The organism is Agrilactobacillus composti DSM 18527 = JCM 14202 (assembly GCF_001436375.1).
GTDB classification, from domain to species: Bacteria; Bacillota; Bacilli; order Lactobacillales; family Lactobacillaceae; genus Agrilactobacillus; species Agrilactobacillus composti.
Genome location: NZ_AZGA01000020.1, coordinates 102,774 through 119,274 on the forward strand (window position 1 = coordinate 102,774; position 16,501 = coordinate 119,274).

General features: G+C 47.5%; 17 protein-coding genes. 9 read left to right on the plus strand and 8 right to left on the minus strand.

What is annotated here, in order from left to right; genetic code table 11:
* Window positions 1-42: 42 nt before the first annotated feature.
* From FC83_RS05880 to add, 4 genes are all read right to left on the minus strand, one after another.
* On the minus strand, window positions 43-540 hold the full coding sequence (locus FC83_RS05880) for a glutathione peroxidase (RefSeq protein ID WP_035451190.1): 498 nt from the start codon (window positions 538-540) through the stop codon (window positions 43-45).
* Between the two features lie 100 nt (window positions 541-640).
* On the minus strand, window positions 641-2,224 hold the full coding sequence (abc-f, locus tag FC83_RS05885) for a ribosomal protection-like ABC-F family protein (RefSeq protein ID WP_035451192.1): 1,584 nt from the start codon (window positions 2,222-2,224) through the stop codon (window positions 641-643).
* Window positions 2,225-2,315: 91 nt separating this feature from the next.
* Entirely contained in the window at window positions 2,316-2,453 is a 138-nt protein-coding gene (locus FC83_RS17025; RefSeq protein ID WP_156405569.1) for a hypothetical protein, read from the minus strand.
* Between the two features lie 67 nt (window positions 2,454-2,520).
* Window positions 2,521-3,540 (minus strand): adenosine deaminase, encoded by a 1,020-nt coding sequence (gene add / locus FC83_RS05890; RefSeq protein ID WP_057002518.1) that lies wholly within the window; start codon window positions 3,538-3,540, stop codon window positions 2,521-2,523.
* Between the two features lie 34 nt (window positions 3,541-3,574).
* Here add and FC83_RS05895 point away from each other — a divergent pair, with 34 nt between their 5' ends.
* Window positions 3,575-4,873: a thymidine phosphorylase gene (locus FC83_RS05895; protein WP_035451325.1), complete on the plus strand. Its 1,299-nt coding sequence runs from the start codon at window positions 3,575-3,577 to the stop codon at window positions 4,871-4,873.
* Between the two features lie 98 nt (window positions 4,874-4,971).
* Complete coding sequence (locus FC83_RS05900) at window positions 4,972-6,126, plus strand: baeRF6 domain-containing protein (protein WP_057002519.1); 1,155 nt, start codon at window positions 4,972-4,974, stop codon at window positions 6,124-6,126.
* A gap of 91 nt (window positions 6,127-6,217) precedes the next feature.
* On the opposite strand, the gene FC83_RS05905 is transcribed toward FC83_RS05900, so the two are convergent.
* Complete coding sequence (locus tag FC83_RS05905) at window positions 6,218-6,508, minus strand: ArsR/SmtB family transcription factor (protein WP_035451196.1); 291 nt, start codon at window positions 6,506-6,508, stop codon at window positions 6,218-6,220.
* Between the two features lie 102 nt (window positions 6,509-6,610).
* On the opposite strand from FC83_RS05905, the gene FC83_RS05910 reads away from it, so the two are divergent.
* Both FC83_RS05910 and hydG read left to right on the plus strand, forming a co-directional pair.
* Window positions 6,611-7,777: an MFS transporter gene (locus FC83_RS05910; RefSeq protein ID WP_035451199.1), complete on the plus strand. Its 1,167-nt coding sequence runs from the start codon at window positions 6,611-6,613 to the stop codon at window positions 7,775-7,777.
* A 333-nt stretch (window positions 7,778-8,110) separates the two neighbouring features.
* Window positions 8,111-9,529, plus strand: coding sequence for a [FeFe] hydrogenase H-cluster radical SAM maturase HydG (gene hydG, locus FC83_RS05915; RefSeq protein ID WP_035451202.1), 1,419 nt, complete (start codon window positions 8,111-8,113; stop codon window positions 9,527-9,529).
* Window positions 9,530-9,757: 228 nt separating this feature from the next.
* Here the strand turns inward: hydG and FC83_RS05920 are convergent, their stop codons facing one another.
* The gene (locus FC83_RS05920) at window positions 9,758-10,297 is read right to left on the minus strand and encodes a GNAT family N-acetyltransferase (protein ID WP_035451204.1); all 540 of its coding nucleotides are present in this window, start codon (window positions 10,295-10,297) and stop codon (window positions 9,758-9,760) included.
* Between the two features lie 229 nt (window positions 10,298-10,526).
* Between FC83_RS05920 and nrdJ the strand changes: the two genes are divergently transcribed.
* The 4 genes from nrdJ to FC83_RS05940 all read left to right on the plus strand — a co-directional run bounded on the left by nrdJ (window position 10,527) and on the right by FC83_RS05940 (window position 14,319).
* Window positions 10,527-12,776 (plus strand): ribonucleoside-triphosphate reductase, adenosylcobalamin-dependent, encoded by a 2,250-nt coding sequence (nrdJ, locus tag FC83_RS05925; RefSeq protein ID WP_035451206.1) that lies wholly within the window; start codon window positions 10,527-10,529, stop codon window positions 12,774-12,776.
* A 72-nt stretch (window positions 12,777-12,848) separates the two neighbouring features.
* On the plus strand, window positions 12,849-13,238 hold the full coding sequence (locus tag FC83_RS05930) for a DUF4430 domain-containing protein (protein WP_035451207.1): 390 nt from the start codon (window positions 12,849-12,851) through the stop codon (window positions 13,236-13,238).
* Between the two features lie 11 nt (window positions 13,239-13,249).
* Complete coding sequence (locus tag FC83_RS05935; RefSeq protein ID WP_035451210.1) at window positions 13,250-13,768, plus strand: ECF transporter S component; 519 nt, start codon at window positions 13,250-13,252, stop codon at window positions 13,766-13,768.
* A 17-nt stretch (window positions 13,769-13,785) separates the two neighbouring features.
* Window positions 13,786-14,319 carry a cob(I)yrinic acid a,c-diamide adenosyltransferase gene (locus FC83_RS05940; protein ID WP_057002520.1) on the plus strand — a complete coding sequence of 178 codons (534 nt, stop codon included), beginning with the start codon at window positions 13,786-13,788 and terminating at the stop codon, window positions 14,317-14,319.
* A 221-nt stretch (window positions 14,320-14,540) separates the two neighbouring features.
* Here the strand turns inward: FC83_RS05940 and FC83_RS05945 are convergent, their stop codons facing one another.
* Window positions 14,541-14,747: a hypothetical protein gene (locus FC83_RS05945; protein ID WP_035451212.1), complete on the minus strand. Its 207-nt coding sequence runs from the start codon at window positions 14,745-14,747 to the stop codon at window positions 14,541-14,543.
* A gap of 71 nt (window positions 14,748-14,818) precedes the next feature.
* Complete coding sequence (locus FC83_RS05950; RefSeq protein WP_035451213.1) at window positions 14,819-15,655, minus strand: MurR/RpiR family transcriptional regulator; 837 nt, start codon at window positions 15,653-15,655, stop codon at window positions 14,819-14,821.
* Between the two features lie 178 nt (window positions 15,656-15,833).
* On the opposite strand from FC83_RS05950, the gene FC83_RS05955 reads away from it, so the two are divergent.
* On the plus strand, window positions 15,834-16,499 hold the full coding sequence (locus FC83_RS05955) for a ribose-5-phosphate isomerase A (RefSeq protein ID WP_035451215.1): 666 nt from the start codon (window positions 15,834-15,836) through the stop codon (window positions 16,497-16,499).
* The last annotated feature ends 2 nt before the right edge of the window (window positions 16,500-16,501 follow it).

The window sequence follows — 16,501 nt, forward strand, 5'->3', positions numbered from 1 at the left end:
ATACCGGACCTGCCCCAAAACGGGAACAGATCCGGTTATTTGTTAGTCTAAAATTTCAGCCAATTTTGGCGCAATATCTTCAGGTTTATCTTTAGGTTCAAAACGTTCAATGATTTCCCCATCACGGCCAATTAAAAACTTAGTGAAATTCCACTTGATGGCTTTGCCGTTGGAGTTTTCAATTAAATAATCGTAAAGCGGGTTCTTTTCTTTGCCCCGGACTTTGATTTTGGCAAACATTGGGAAGGAAACCCCGTAGTTCATTTGGCAAAATTCGTTGATTTCAGCGTTGCTGCCAGGATCTTGGTGTAGGAATTGGTTACTAGGAAAACCTAAGATTTCGAAATCTTTATCCTGATAATCTTTGTAAAGTTGTTCTAAGCCGGCGAATTGGGGTGTGAAGCCACATTTGCTGGCGGTATTGACGATGAGCAGGACCTTACCCTTATACTTGTCTAAACTTTCCTCAGTGCCGTTAATGCGGGCTTCGGTGAAGTCATAAATTGATTGCTTTGCGTTGGTGTCTTGAACTGATGCCATAGAAACAACCTCCTAAGAATGGGTGCCTAGAATCAATGATGCACAATTTAATTTTACAAATTCAATTGACTGGTGTCAACTTTCAACTTCTACCATAGCATTAATTAGTGCCTGCTGGCCACGGGATTTGCGTAATTCGTTGCTGGGCGATGTGGAGTTCTTGGTCGCACAATTGCCGCAGGAAGTAACGATCATGGGCAATGATCAGTAGGGTACCACTGTAATCTGCCAGCAGGCGCTCAATTTCTTCTCGCGCGGCAATGTCCAAGTGATTGGTGGGCTCATCTAAAATCAATAAGTTGCGTTTAGTTTGGAAGAGACGCAACAGGGTCAGCCGAATCCGTTCACCCCCAGAAAGGTCTTGCAAGCGCCTAGCCACGTCTTCAGCGAAAAAGCCAAAGCGGGCCAGTGCCTGACGAGCAGCCTGTTCATTGGGCATAAAGGTCTGGACAAAAGCCAATAGGCGACTTTGGGGCTGGTCAAATTGGGGATTTTGCGGCAGGTAGCCCGTGTGTAAACTCGCGCCTAAGGTCACGGTCCCACTGGTGGGAGCCAGCTTCCCCAGAATCAATTTTACCAGGGTACTCTTGCCAGACCCATTGGCCCCGGTAATGGCCACCCGATCTCCCCGGTGTAGCCGGAAATCAGCGTGTTGGAATAAGAGGTGTTGATTAAAGGTCATGCCCAAATCTTGCGCAGTGATGACGTTGTTACCGGAACGGCCGGCGACAGCGACATTTTGCAGGCGCTGTTTGGGAGACTTGGGCACTTGGATCACTTGGATTTTGGCTAAGCGTTTTTCCAGTTCTTTGGCTTTGCGGAAGAACTTCTCGTTTTGACTCTCATTGCCCCATTGTCGGTATTGCCGAATTTGTAATTTCAATTTTTGAATGGCTTTGGCTTGCAATTCATGATTTTTTTGCAATTGGGCCAAGTGCTGGGCTTTGAGTTGCACATAGCGGGTGTAATTCCCCGGATAGGCCAGCAGTTGGCCATCTTCTATTTCCCAGGTTTGCTCGGTCACCCGGTCCAAGAATAAGCGGTCATGGGAAATCACCAGATAGCCGGTTTTGCCCTTTTTTAAAAATTGTTCTAACCATTCAATGCCGGCGGTGTCTAAATGGTTGGTGGGCTCGTCTAAGAGGAAAAAGTCGGCCTCTGAAAGTAACAATTGGGCTAAAGCAACTCGCATCCGTTCGCCACCGGAAAGGTCTTGGATAGCCGCTGACTTCAGGTGCCAAATCCCCAAGCCCTTTAAGATGGTGTTGATCCGATCTTCAAAGGCATAGCCACCTTGGTCTTCAAAGGCTTGCTGCAAATCAGCATAGCGGTTTAATACTTTGTCTAAGGCCACATTTGGTTGGCTCATTTGGGCTTCATAGTAATGCAATTCAGCTTGCAGGCGGGACAAGGCCGGTTGACTGGCCCCCAGAAAAGCAGTGACTGTCTCAGGGACAGCCAGCAGTTGCTGGTCTAAATGGGCGATGGTGGCGGTTTTAGCCCGGCTCACCACACCACTATCGGCGGTCTCACTGCCAAGTAGGATGTTCATCAAAGTGGACTTGCCACTGCCATTTTGACCCACCAAGGCGATGCGGTCAGTTGCCGTAAGGTGTAAGGAAATATTGGTCAAAATAGGTTCGTGGTCGTATTGTTTCGTAATTTTGTTGGCTTGTAGTAGCATGTTTTCTTCTCCTTAAAGTTGCCGGAGAACGCAAAAAGCCATGGCAATCACGCACCATGGCTTTCCCTTAAATGGTTTGGCGTCTCGGCGGTCATTGGTTGTTGTACATTTGACTATTTTTAGACAGACTGGTCCCCTTAGTAGCCAAAATAAAACCAATGGTATGGTGAAAAGACACGCTTAAGCGCATTTCATCGATTTGAATGTTCGTCTTTTCATAACCGCGCATGATTGCCAGACCTTCTTCCGTTAGTTGATGTATTCAGAATATCGAAAATCGATTAAAATTGCAACTTTTAGGATAGAGCTTGATAAGCAGCCTTGAATTGCCGGGTCAGTTGGGCCTTTAAAGCCGGGGCGCAAAAGGCGGCGGCAATACCGTCCAAATTGAATTGCAGAAAAGTGGCGGCCGACGTTTGAAAGTATTTTTGAAACAGGGCATATTCTTTTGTTAAAGTGGTGTTAGAGACGGTGCGGTTATCCGTGTTGATGCAAGCTTGTAATTGGTTTTGTCGGATTAAATCATAGGGATAGTCCGCGATATTGGTGACCGCCTTGGTTTGTAAATTACTGGTGAGACATAATTCCAGACAGGCGTGGTGAGCTTTGATATAAGCGGCTAAGTCGGGTTGCTCGTACAAGGCCGTGCCGTGGCCAATGCGGGTGGCCCCTAAATGAATACTTTCATAAATATTATGGGCACAATGGCATTCCCCCGCGTGCAGGGTCAAGGGCAAACCCTGGGTCCGGGCATAGGCGATGGCCGGTTTTAAGTCGGCTGGTGGAAAGTCCGCCTCATTGCCGGCAAAATCCACCCCGCCTAAGCCTTGGTGCAAGTAAGGAACCGCCGCTTTAAAAGCCGCAATATTAGCAGCATTGTCCAATTGACGCATGCCACAGACCAAGAGATTGCTATGGATGCCAAAGGCGGCTTCGCCTTGCTTGAGGCCGTCGATCACTGCGGCAATGGTTTCACCAAGGCTTAAACCCTGATCTAGGGAAAAAGCGGGGGCAAAGCGGATTTCTATGTATTGGACATTCTCCGCCGCCGCTTGTTCCAAGACGTCAAAGGCGGCCAGTTTTAAGGCGGCTTTGGTCTGCAAGAGGGGGGCCACAAAGTCGAACTTTTCTAAATATTCCCCCAGATTGGCGATGGGTTCTTGGACCTGGGTCAATTGTGCCAAAGCTTGATCACTTTCGGGTACCGGGATCTGGGCCATTTTAGCCAATTGGCGAATGGCTTTTAAGGACAAGGAACCATCTAAGTGGCAGTGTAATTCAACTTTAGGTAACGCCTGTAATGTTTTTAAATCCATAAAGCACCTCCGAGAAAGGATGAGATCAATGGTTCTGTCAATGTTAGAAATTATCGCCCACAAGCGCGACGGCGCGGTCTTAACCCCTGAAGAAATTCAATTTGTGGTGACCAATTATACCCAAGGCAAGATTCCGGATTACCAGGTCAGTGCTTGGTTGATGAGTGTGTATTTGCAGGGGATGAATTTTCAAGAAGCCAGTGAATTGGCCATGGCCATGCGGGATTCTGGAGAGCAGCTCCACTGGCCGGCCAAGTTCTTACCCATCATCGACAAGCACTCCACCGGGGGCGTGGGGGATAAGGTTAGTCTCATTCTAGCACCGATTTTGGCTGCTTGTAACCTATATGATCCCATGATCGCCGGCCGCGGCTTGGGGCACACCGGTGGGACGTTGGACAAATTGGAAAGTATCCCCGGTTTCGACGTAGCGCTGGATGATGCGGCGTTACAAGCAGCGTTACAACAAGCTAAAGTCGTCATAACCGGTGCCACCACTGAGTTAGCACCGGCGGACCGCTTGCTTTATGCTCTCCGGGATACCACCGGTACCGTGGCGTCCATCCCGTTAATTGCCAGTTCCATCATGAGTAAAAAATTGGCCGCCGGGATTTCCGGCTTAGTGATGGACGTGAAATGTGGCAGTGGGGCCTTCATGAAGACTCAGCCGGAAGCCCGGGAATTAGCCCAAACGTTGGTGGCCATTGGCAAAGCCGCGGGCATCAAAATGGCGGCGTTGATCACCAACATGGAGCAACCCCTGGGACTGGCCATTGGCAATAGTCTGGAAGTCCAAGAAGCCATTGCCTGTTTAACCCAGCAGGGCCCTGAAGATATCACTGAATTGACCTTGACCCTGGCCGCCCAGATGTTAGTCATGGGGGATAAAGCTGGCGATTTAAGCCAAGGCCACCAATTGGCCCAAGGCACTTTGAGGGATGGCACGGCCCTAGCTTGTTTCAAACAAATGGTGGCCGCCCAAGGTGGGGACGTGGCTTATATTGATGACCCCAGCCGCTTGCCAAAAGCCCCTCAACAAATCACCATAACGGCCCCCAAAACGGGCGTTATAGGAGCGATTGCCACCGAGCAAATCGGTATGGCTGTAGTTCATTTAGGGGGTGGTCGCTTGGTGAAGGAAGCGGCCATCGACCCTGCCGTGGGGATCGTGTTACGGCATAAAATCGGTGACGCGGTGGTTGCCGGGGAACCTTTAGCCGTGGTCCACGCCAATCAAGTCAGTCCCGAATTGCTGCAAGACATCCAAGCTTGTTTCAAGATTCAGAAAAACAGTGCTAATCTTGGACCGCTGGTGTTAGATACGATATTATAGAGAGTATATAGTATCATTTTGTTTTCATTAAATTTTCATTGAAAATGGTTCTATGTTATTGTGGATATAAGGTCAAAATAAATGGAGGTTGGTTGAGAATGGCATTAACAGACGATTTAAAGAAATTAGTTATGGACGTGACTCGTGAAAAGGAAAGTCCTTATATTTCTATTTTTATGGGCGTCAATCCAAATGATACCAATATTCAAAAAGACAAATCAGCTTATAAAAATCTGGTTGCCCAAGCGCAAAAGGATTTCACATCGCAATATCCAAAGCGGGAGTGGGATGTGTATCAAGAAGAATTTGACTTGATCGCCTCAGAACGCTCCTTGGGTCGAGACGGCTTTCAAGGCATGGCCGTTATCGCCAGTAAAACGCATATCTTTAGATATTATTTGAATATTCAACCAGAAGATCAAAGCTATGTGTCTGATAACTTATATATTTTACCGATTATTAAAGATGCACAATACAAATTTGATTATGACATGTTAAGTATTGATAAGGCCGGTTTCAAATTGTATCGCGTCCGGGATGGCGCTTTGAAACTCGCTGATTTACCAACTGATGCGCCAAATGATTTCCACAAGGCAATCATCGATCCGCTATTGGTGGACAGCCAAACTGAGGTCCATCCAGAACATGCCGGCAACGATGTTTACAGTACCCGGGATATTCAAGACGTGCCTAAGGAAGATGACTTAGTTCGCTATTATAAGGCCGTGGATTTATACGTGCGCCAGAAGTTCACTTTGGTGGAACATGTGCCTGTTGTCTTATTAGGAGCTGAAGATGTCCAGGATATCTTCAGAAAAAACACTAAAAATGGGATGCTGGAATCTAATATTAAGATTACCCGGGTCCCTTCTAAACTGGATCAGCCAACCCTGAACCGGTTGAAAGATGATATCAACGCCCAATTCGCCGTGCAAAGTAAGGCGCAAATCTTACAAGAATTAGATAACGCCCGTTCTGGTGGTCGGGAGACTTCTGGGGTGGATAACGTGGTCCAAGCCGCGGTTGAAGGTCGGATTCGCCAAGTGCTGATCCGGGATAACACCGTGGAACATGGGGTCATCGATTTAGACATGAACGTGGATACCAAGAGCAAAACGGCCGCTAAGCATAATTTATTAAACGACATTGCGGTAGTTGTTTTAGCCTTTGGCGGTTCTGTTCATGTCTTGACGGATGATGAAATGCCAATTGGCCAAAGTGTCATTGGGCTATTACGGGGCAGAGCGCAATAAGCGCTGTAACGCCGTTTTAAAATTGATCATGACAACCTAAAAAATACTTACCTTAGCGCAATTTTGCGGCTGGGGTAAGTATTTTTTTTAATTATAACGTTGCCAGAAATCCAGGCAAGACGGTTTCAAATAACGCTTCGTTGAGGCGAACATATTTATTTTGACCAACTTTGCGGGTAGTGGTCAAACCGGCTTCACGCAAGGTTTTAAAGTGATATGACACTGTTGATTTATTAATATCCAAGTTCTCTCCGATTTCGCCACAGTTCATTTCAGCTTGCTTGGCGTAAAGCATACGAATAATTTGTAGCCGAGCTGGGTCGGCAATGGCTTTTAGAATCTGAACCCGCGCTTCATCATCTGTTTGTTGTTTGATTATCATAAAACCATAATACTATTGCAAAATGGTTTCGTCAATGCTATGCTTATTTTCGTTCGATAGTTTGACGATTATCAAACTAATATTTTAAAGGAGTTGAAGCGCATGCGTCGTTATGCCACGATGTTTTTTCTAACCATGTTCCTCATTGGAACGGATACATTTTTAATTTCCCCATTATTACCCACATTAAGTAATATTTATGGGGTTTCAACCGGTATTTCCGGTTGGATGGTGAGTGCTTATGCCATTGGCTATGCCGTTTTTGCCTTGATATCCGGGCCGATTTCCGATGGCCGGGATCGGAAAAAAGTCATGCTATGGGGCTTATTGGCTTTTGCGGTGTCCACCTTGTTGTGTGCCTTTGCCGTGAACTTCACCTTAATGCTGCTCTTTCGCTTCTTGGCGGGGGTCAGTGCTTCTTTTGTCACGCCACAAGTTTGGGCATCGATCCCAGTGGTTGTGGCCCGTAAAGACATTGTTAAGGTCATGGGCTATGCCACGGCGGGCTTATCCGTCTCCCAGCTGGTGGGGATTCCCATTGGCAGTTATCTCGCCGTTATTTCCTGGCACGCACCGTTTTTCGTGATTTCTGGGGCGGCCTTATTACTATTGGGGTTGAACTTGTTGGCCCTGCCAGAACTAGAAGTTGGGCACCGGGCGCACTTTTCCTTTATGAAGACTTACGCCAACGTGGCCCGTAATGGCCAGGCCATCAGCTATCTCATGGCATATTTTGTCTTCCAAACCGGCTCTTTCACTTCAATCACCTTTATCTCCACCTGGTTCACCAAAAGTTTCGGGTTGACCTTAGCTGGGGTGGGGACGGCCATGATCGCCATCGGTGCCGGCAATTTGGCGGGCAGCTTATTCGGAAGCCGTTTGGTCAATAGACTAGGCTTGGCCCGGACGTTCTTATTAGAACTCATTGCGTTGATTGTTTTGTACTTGCTATTGCCCTTTGTCACTACTTTTTGGTTGGCCGAAGTCTTGTTGACCATCGTCTTCTTGTTCAACGGCTTCATTTTCCCGCTGTTCATGACCACCCTGCAAAGTACCGCCAAGAATGCTCGCAGTACGATTTCTTCCTTGTCCAATGCGGCTATGTATCTGGGTGAAACCCTAGCTGGGATTATTGGTGGCCTGTTGTTCAAGGAATTTAATAGCTACATAGGTATTTCGTTGTTCGCGGCGGTGATGATCGTCATTGCTCTGGGATTATATGCCAAGTCTGGTATCTTTAAGCCAGATCGCATCGAAAGCTCCCTTTAAAGCTTGGCGGAGCATCGCCCTGGGGAGAATGTCAAAAAAACAGTATAGTGAATAGATTCACTAATTGCGATTATTTTCGAAAACGGTGGTAATAGGCAGGATAGCCCGCAGGCATAAAATAGGGAATCCACCTATTTTAGCTTTAATCCGGTTATTACCAAGACTTTAACGAGATGACCGGTGAAGATTTTAATTGACATTCTTGAGAAAATATCATAAGTTTGAACTAATTGATAACTAAGAATTCATTATGACACCGGAATAATTCAACCATTCACATGACAAACGATTATATGTGCCCGCACCCCCTTCAATTAGAAAGGAAGGATTTCCATGTACGATCCTAAATCTCATGTCGCCACTGAATTTATTAGCAATGATGAAATCCAAGCAACCCTAGCCTATGCCGACGCCAACAAGGACAATGTAACCTTGATCGACCAAATTTTGGATAAAGCCCGCTTACATAAGGGCCTGGACCACCGGGAAGCCTCCGTGTTATTGGCCTGTACCTTGCCAGCTAAAAACAAGGAAATCATGGGTTTGGCTAAGGGCATCAAAGAGGCCTACTATGGCACCCGTATCGTGATGTTTGCGCCGCTTTATCTATCCAACTATTGTGTCAACGGCTGCGTGTATTGTCCCTTCCACGGCCAAAACAAGACTATCCCCCGGCAGAAATTAACCCAAGCCGAAATTGAACGGGAAGTTATTGCTCTCCAGGACATGGGCCACAAACGCCTGGCCCTGGAAACCGGTGAAGATCCGGTGAATAGTCCCATTGAGTATGTCCTGGAATCCATCAATACCATTTACAGCATTAAGCATAAGAACGGTGCCATTCGGCGGGTGAACGTCAACATTGCGGCCACCACTGTGGAAAATTATAAGAAGCTCCACGATGCCGGTATCGGGACCTACATTTTATTCCAAGAGACTTATCACAAGCAAAGTTACTTAGACCTGCATCCCTATGGCCCGAAACGTAATTATGATTACCATACCGAAGCTATGGACCGGGCTATGGAGGGAGGCATCGATGATGTGGGTATCGGCGTTTTATTCGGGTTGGACAAATTCCGCTACGAATTCGCCGGCCTCTTAATGCACGCGGAACATCTGGAAGCGGCTTATGGTGTGGGTCCCCACACCATCAGTGTGCCCCGGATCTGTCCGGCCGATGACATCGACCCCGAGAGTTTTGACAACGGCATCAGCGATGAAACCTTTGAAAAAATCGTGGCCTGCATCCGAATCGCCGTGCCATACACCGGCATGATCATGTCCACTAGAGAAAGCGAAGACATCCGCCGGGAAGTTTTGGACCTGGGTATTTCACAAATCAGTGGCGCCTCCGTCACCAGTGTGGGGGGTTACGCCGGTGAAACCCAGGCGGACCTGGAATCCAATCAATTTGACACCAGCGACAAACGCTCCTTGGACGAAGTGGTGCGCTGGTTGATGGACCTGGGCTACATTCCAAGCTTTTGTACCGCCTGTTATCGGGCCGGCCGCACCGGCGACCGCTTCATGTCCCTGTGTAAGAGCGGCCAGATTCAAAACTGCTGCCATCCCAACGCCTTGATGACCCTGAAGGAGTACCTGGAAGACTACGCTAGCCCCGAAACCGTGGCAGCCGGCAATCGCCTGATCGATGACCAAATCGGCGACATCCCCAATGAACGCATTCGCCAAGTGGTGGCCAAGCGCTTAGACGCCATCGCCGGCGGGGCGCGGGATTTCCGGATTTAACGGTTGGCTTAAGCCAACCATAACGCCGTCATAATATGTAAAAAAATGCTTATCCCACTGAAATTTCAGAAGGGGTAAGCATTTTTTAATTCCTTATAGTTTATCCGAGCAAGTGACCCCCTGCTTAGCCTTGGACTGCGTCGTTTGTTTTGTCGCGGGAGTAGTGGGTTTTTGGGCTAACTTTAACAAGACCAGGGTCAAAACACCCCAATAGCTTCAATGAAAAACTTAGTCATTTTTGTCTTTAGCTTGGCCCCATTCGGCGCGCAATAGGTCGTATTTCACCGAATCCCAATATTGGCCTTGCCAGTAACGAACTTGGCGGACCACCGCTTCTTGGTGCATTCCCACACTTTCAGCTAAACCCATCATCCGCTGGTTCCCAGACCAAGTGGTGATGCCGAGGTGGGGTAAATCAATGGTTTGCCAGAGGAAATCCAGCCACTGGGATAACGCCGCTTTACCGATGCCATGGCGCCACAGCTTAGGGTTTTGAATCACAATGCCCATATCTAACCACTGCTTTAAATTCCCATCTTCATAATGAGCGGAAACCATGCCCACGGGGGTATTGTCCACGGCGATCAACCGGAAAAGATTGGGGTCTAAGTAAGGGTTCGCTTCGGTGACGAAGGCGGTTTTGGTGGGGATTTGCCGGGGCAGGTAAGGGGCATCCCAGTTGTACCATTCTGCTTGGGGGTCGCCATAGGCCAGGTCCCAATAAGTGGGTAAGTTGGTTAAAGTGAAGGGTGGTAAAGTCACGGTCATAAGCAAGTCTCCTATCTAGTTGTGCCAAGTATTGTGGTGGCATTACTTGAAAGTATACCAAAAAGCAAGTCAATAATTTTTAATTAATCTTTAAAAATGGCGCAAAGCCAAAGACACCAGGGACTATCGCGGTTAAAAAAATACTGTCAAGCATAATCCTTAGCACTTTATGTTGTGTTCATTTCGAAAATGAGCTACCATATATAGTATGCCGAAGGAGGAAATTGCCATGCAAACGATTAAAACTAAAACTATTACATTGACGCAAGATTACATAAATGACGTGGAACAAACTGTCAAACCCCATTGGGGCGATTTAGGGTGGGTCACTTATAAGCGGACCTATGCCCGCTGGTTGCCGGACAAACAACGCACAGAAAACTGGGCGGAAACGGTGAAACGGGTGGTTGAAGGCAACATTAACCTGGATCCCCGCTTAAGTGGTCCGGAAGTGGACGCCGATGTGGTGGCTGATTTGACCGTTGAAGCTGAGCAATTGTTCAAATTGATTTACGGTTTGGCTGCTACCCCATCCGGGCGGAATCTGTGGATTTCGGGCACAGATTATCAAAAGCGCAATGGCGATGCTTTAAACAACTGTTGGTTCATCGCCATGCGGCCCCAAGCTTATGGGGATAGCCATATTCAACCTAGTTACTTGGACCCCGCTCAAAAAGCGGTATCCATGCCCTATGCCTTCTTATTCGACCAATTGATGAAGGGTGGGGGCGTTGGTTTTTCCGTGGTCCAAGCCAATGTGCAACAAATGCCTAAAGTAGATCGGTCGATCAATTTGACCATCCTCATCGACAAAGCCAGCGACTCCTACGATGCTTCTTTGAAATTAGGTGCCACGGATAAAACCGCTTGGCTGGCCCAACATGATAAAAATCAAGTGGCTTATTATGAATTGCCCGATACTCGAGAAGGCTGGGTCTTAGCCAACGCCGAGATGATGGACTTGCACTTTGACGCCACCAACGTGAATGACAATGACGACTTAGTATTAGACATCAGTCAAATCCGGCCTAAGGGTGCCCGGATCAAAGGCTTTGGAGGCACCGCTTCGGGGCCAATGCCGTTGGTTGAAATGTTATTTGATATTAACGCCTTATTAAATACGCGCTTAAATGCTAAATTGACTTCTGTCGACTGCACCGATATGGCCAATATGATCGGTAAAACCGTGGTGGCCGGCAACGTGCGGCGTTCGGCGGAATTGGCTTTGGGGTCCGGGGAAGACAACGACTTTATTACCATGAAACAAGACCAAGAGAAACTGATGCATCACCGCTGGGCTTCCAACAACTCCGTGGCAGTGGATACCCGCTTCAGTGATTACACGGCCATCGCCGATGCCATCGCCCATAACGGCGAACCTGGTATCGTGAACTTGGAACTTTCTAAGAACTACGGTCGTTTGATTGATGGTCTGCAAGCAGATATCGACGGGGATGTGGAAGGTACCAATCCTTGTGGTGAAATTTCCTTAGCCAATGGGGAACCTTGTAATTTATTTGAAGTCTTCCCTTATGTGGCCAGCCAACAAGGTTGGGACTTAAAGGACGCCTTTGGGTTGGCCACCCGTTATGCCAAACGGGTCACTTTCAGTCCTTATGACTGGGAAGTATCCCGCAACGTGATTCAAAAGAATCGTCGTATCGGGATCTCCATGTCTGGGATTCAAGATTGGATTTTAGGGACCTTTGGCAACCGGGTTGTTAAAGGCTTTAAGACCGTCCAAGATCCAGCTACGGGCATGACCGTCAATGAACCGATTTATGACCCCGCTGCCGTGAAGACTGTGGATGGCCTGTATCATGCGGTGATTGACGCGGACAAGGCTTATTCTGACGCCTTGGATTGCGCCCCATCGTTGAAACATACCACTGTGAAACCTTCCGGCACGGTATCTAAGCTGGCCGGTGTGTCCGAAGGGATGCACTTCCACTATGCGGATTACTTGATTCAACGGATTCGTTTCCAAGACAATGATCCACTACTGCCAGCCTTGAAGGCCTGCGGGTATCACATGGAACCGGATGTGTATACCAAGAACACCGTTTGTGTGGAATTCCCAGTGAAGGCCGCCAATGCGGAAAGTGCTGAATTTGCCTCCGCCGGGACGGTTTCCATTGCGGAACAATTTGCCACCCAAGCTTTCTTGCAGACGTATTGGTCTGATAACGCCGTCAGCTGTACGGTGACCTTCCAACCTAAAGAAGCCAAGCAAATCGCCGGTTTGATGGCCCAATATCGCCATACCATCAAGTCCACCTCCCTATTGCCTTATGTGGGTGCTGGTTTCAAACAAGCCCCTAAAGAACCTATTGCCGCCAGCGAATATGAAAAGCGCCACGCTGAAATTTCTGGAGACGTGGCTCAAGTCTTTGCGGCTCAAAATGACAACCATGATCAAAAAGATATTGAATTGGTTGATCAAAGCGATTGTGCCGGGGGCGCTTGCCCAATTAAATAATGGCTTGACTTAACCAAGCCCAACACCAACAATAAAGATGTTTCAAAAACTTGTTTAGGGAGAAATTTATTCATGAAGAAATTAACACGTATCGTCGTTTCATTACTGGCTTTGATCACCTTTGGGGGCACCACTACAGCGGCCTTCACAGCAGACACCACACCGGTTCAAGCTGCAGCCAAGCAAACCATTACCACCACTTATACCTTGAAGCAAGGCAAGAAAACTATTTCTAAGAAAACCACCAAAGTGGCTAAGAATGCCACCGTTTTAACGGGTTTGAAGAAAAACTGGTCTGTGAAACAAAGTAAAGGTTTTGTTACGGCCATTGATGGCCACAAGCAAAACACCAAGCAAAAGTTGTATTGGACTTACACCATTAACGGTAAGATGGCTTCCAAGGGTGTCACCCAACAAAAATTGCAAAACAACGATAAGGTTGTTTTCAACTTAAGTAAATAGTTGGTTGAACCATGACAGACAGTCGGGTGCGGATTCGGCGCTTAACACTATTGGCCTTATTGACGGCGTTATGCATCGTGTTGCGCATCGTGAAGATCCCCATCCCCAATGTGCAACCGGTGACCGATATCTTGATGATCGTCACCCTGGTGGCTGGGGTGAACTACGGCTTGCCCTTGGCGGTGTTGACCATGGTGTTGTCCAATGTGGTCCTGGGCTTTGGGATTTGGACCATCCCTCAAATCGTGGCTTATACCGTGTGTATTTTAACGGTGGCCCTGGTGAAATTACTCCTGCCCCTAAAGCGCTGGTTTTGGCTACAGCTGGGACTATGTGTCTTTTTAGGCTTTGAGTACGGCATGGTGGTGAGTCTGGGGATGGTGCTAGTGGGCGTCACCCAAGGCCAAGTGTTCGTGGCTTATTGGCTCAGCGGCCTGCTTTTTGACGGCTATCACGCTTTAGGGAATCTGGCGTTTTATCCGTTACTGAAGGTGCCCCTGACCAAAGCTTTGGATCGTTATTTGAACTAGAGAACTGGAGCGTTTTGATGAAAATTTATACCAAAGTTGGGGATGCCGGTTACACTCGGCAAGCCAGCGGTAAGATGGTCCCCAAGTTTGATCCGCAAATTCAAGCCCTGGGCGACTTGGATGAACTGGAGACCTGGTTGGGTAATGTTTTGGCCCAACTATCAGCCCCAAACGCCGGTCTAGCACCGGAATTGCTACAAATCCAACGAAATTTATACGCGTTACAAGCCGACATCAACATTAAAGACTCAAAACGCTTGGACCCCAAGGCGTTGCCGGCAATGGAAGCGCGTATCGATACCCTTACGCCCACGTTACCCGTGATCAAGGCGTTCATCTTACCCGGTGGCAAAATCACCGGCGCCAACCTGCAGTACGCCAGAACCCTAGCCCGGCGCGCCGAGCGCAGTGTGGTGGCGTTACATACGCAACAAACAATTGACCCGGGTATTTTGAAATATTTAAACCGCTTATCCGATTATCTCTTCACCTTAGCCAGATATGCCAATTATCTGGATGGCTATACCGATATTCGGGCGGATCAGAAATAAATCATAGAACGGCTCCTGCCAAGTGATCATTCACTTGCGGGAGCCGTTTTTTTTAGCTAGATCGAAAAAGCAGTAAGTAATAGGACGTCTATTTCCAGATATCGGACTTTGATATTCTGGAATCATCAGATAATCCGATGTAATAAAATTCAATTCGTTTGATGAGATGTATTTTTAATGGCATGATTAATGCCGCTAAACAATGTAAGTTGACTGGTGCTTTAGATGGTGAACTTTTTCTGCTGAATAGTTTTTGATTGACGTTCATCGATAACATATTCATACATAGCTTTGAAGACTGCTTTCTTAGCAGGGTCTTTTTCGTAAAGTGCATGATCCAATAATTCGGAGGTTGGTATCTTTTTTACAGTTTCAAGTAAATCATTTAATTGCTGGGTAACCTTAGATGTATTAGTTTTATCAGGCATTTGAAAGTTCTCCTTAGTATCTGAATAAATTAGTAAAAAGATTCATTCCTTTGAAAGGGCGTTTTGGTTGATTAAATCTTAGTATTAGCCACCAGCGCTTCGTGGGCTTTAATGTGGCTCAGGTAGGCTTTATTTTCAGACAAGAGCAGCAAGAATAAGGCCTCAATGGCCGTCATGGCGGCTACCCGGGAGAAGAAGTATTCGGATTGCAGAATCTTTTGGCGGACGGCGGTGGTGAGCTGTAGGTCGGCCTTTAAGCCGATGGGGGAGTCGGGGCGATTGGTGATGGCGATGACTAAGACGCCTTTTTCCTGAGCTACGGCAATTTGCTGCAGAAGATCGCGGGTTTCCCCGGAGTTAGAAATCACCAACAAAACGGCGTCCTGGGGCAGGTTCATGGTCTGGGCCACGGCGCTGGCGTAGGATTCTGAGGCAATGGTCAAGATGCCCAGCTGGTTAAATTTATACACCGCATCAGCCGCTACAGGGTAAGTGCCATCTGACCCAGCTACCTGGACTAAACTGGCGACCTGCAAGGCTTTGAGGATTTTAGTCACCGTAGCGGGGTTGGTATTACCCAGGGTGCTGGTGATCTCGGCGATTTTATTGGTGGCAATGTTTTTTAGAGCTTGTTGTAGGTTACCGGCATCTACTTGTTGGTAGTAACTATTTTTGTCTTCTGAGACTTGGGCTAAGCGGATTTTCAGTTGATGAAAGCCGGCTAGGCCTAAATTACGACAAAATCGGGAAACCGAGGCATCGCTGACCTGGGCTGTTTTAGCCAATTGAGAAATCGTGGCGTTCACCACTTGGGCCGGGGCCTTTAAAATGGCCTGGGCAATTTTTTTGTCCGTCACTGATAGGGTTGGCAGTTTGCGATAGAGCACGTCTATAATATTTTCATCCATAAAAATCGCCTCAAATTTAGTTTTGATGATGTTTCACGTGGAACTTATTAATCCAAATTTACCTTACATTTTTGATGGATACAAGTCACAGATTAAGTTGACAAAAATAATTTCCTGAATTATATTGGTTATGAAAATAAATTTCACAACTTATGGAATATTGAAAGGGGTTTTCAGTATGGATGCGACGTTACAAGGGGCCATTGCGTTACTTCATCCGGGGATGACGGTCAGTTTAGGTGGGGGCAGTCACGTGTTACAAGTGGCGGATTATTTGGCTAACCATCCCGAATTAGCATTAACGTTATGTACGCCTTCGGAATTGACCCGGGCTTACTGCCAAGACCTGGGGCTAAAGATGTCTGACTTTACCACCAAAATTGATGTGGGCTTTGATGGCTGCGACAGTGTGGATGCCAATTTGAATGTGTTGAAGAGTAACGGGGGCATCCATACTTCCGAGAAGCTATATGCCCAGGCCACGGCCAATTACGTGATCTTGACCAATGCCGCGAAGGTCACAGCTATCTTAAATCCAGCATTTCCGTTATGCTTAGAGGTAGTGGGGGAAGCGGTGCCCCAAGTGCGCGACTTTGCCCAAAGTTTAGGGTTAAGGGTTGAACGGCGTCAAGCTAGCAACATCATGGGCTATACCCGGACCAAGTATGGCAATCAGTTGTTGGATTGTTTTGCCAAAGATTGGGCGGAGATACACCGCATTAATACTGAGCTGAGTGGTTATAACGGCGTTGTGGGGACCAGTTATTTTGCCGGCTTGGTCAACACAGTACTGGCCACGGCGTCAGACGGGACTTTACAGACATACAGAAAGGAAGTTCAGTAATT

What these genes read in the sequence shown, in the direction of transcription:
- FC83_RS05880 (WP_035451190.1), bottom strand. Translation starts at nt 540, where the DNA reads ATGGCATCAGTTCAAGACACCAACGCAAAGCAATCAATTTATGACTTC.
- abc-f (WP_035451192.1), bottom strand. Translation starts at nt 2,224, where the DNA reads ATGCTACTACAAGCCAACAAAATTACGAAACAATACGACCACGAACCT.
- FC83_RS17025 (WP_156405569.1), bottom strand. Translation starts at nt 2,453, where the DNA reads ATGCGCGGTTATGAAAAGACGAACATTCAAATCGATGAAATGCGCTTA.
- add (WP_057002518.1), bottom strand. Translation starts at nt 3,540, where the DNA reads ATGGATTTAAAAACATTACAGGCGTTACCTAAAGTTGAATTACACTGC.
- FC83_RS05900 (WP_057002519.1), top strand. Translation starts at nt 4,972, where the DNA reads ATGGCATTAACAGACGATTTAAAGAAATTAGTTATGGACGTGACTCGT.
- FC83_RS05905 (WP_035451196.1), bottom strand. Translation starts at nt 6,508, where the DNA reads ATGATAATCAAACAACAAACAGATGATGAAGCGCGGGTTCAGATTCTA.
- FC83_RS05910 (WP_035451199.1), top strand. Translation starts at nt 6,611, where the DNA reads ATGCGTCGTTATGCCACGATGTTTTTTCTAACCATGTTCCTCATTGGA.
- hydG (WP_035451202.1), top strand. Translation starts at nt 8,111, where the DNA reads ATGTACGATCCTAAATCTCATGTCGCCACTGAATTTATTAGCAATGAT.
- FC83_RS05920 (WP_035451204.1), bottom strand. Translation starts at nt 10,297, where the DNA reads ATGACCGTGACTTTACCACCCTTCACTTTAACCAACTTACCCACTTAT.
- nrdJ (WP_035451206.1), top strand. Translation starts at nt 10,527, where the DNA reads ATGCAAACGATTAAAACTAAAACTATTACATTGACGCAAGATTACATA.
- FC83_RS05930 (WP_035451207.1), top strand. Translation starts at nt 12,849, where the DNA reads ATGAAGAAATTAACACGTATCGTCGTTTCATTACTGGCTTTGATCACC.
- FC83_RS05935 (WP_035451210.1), top strand. Translation starts at nt 13,250, where the DNA reads ATGACAGACAGTCGGGTGCGGATTCGGCGCTTAACACTATTGGCCTTA.
- FC83_RS05940 (WP_057002520.1), top strand. Translation starts at nt 13,786, where the DNA reads ATGAAAATTTATACCAAAGTTGGGGATGCCGGTTACACTCGGCAAGCC.
- FC83_RS05945 (WP_035451212.1), bottom strand. Translation starts at nt 14,747, where the DNA reads ATGCCTGATAAAACTAATACATCTAAGGTTACCCAGCAATTAAATGAT.
- FC83_RS05950 (WP_035451213.1), bottom strand. Translation starts at nt 15,655, where the DNA reads ATGGATGAAAATATTATAGACGTGCTCTATCGCAAACTGCCAACCCTA.
- FC83_RS05955 (WP_035451215.1), top strand. Translation starts at nt 15,834, where the DNA reads ATGGATGCGACGTTACAAGGGGCCATTGCGTTACTTCATCCGGGGATG.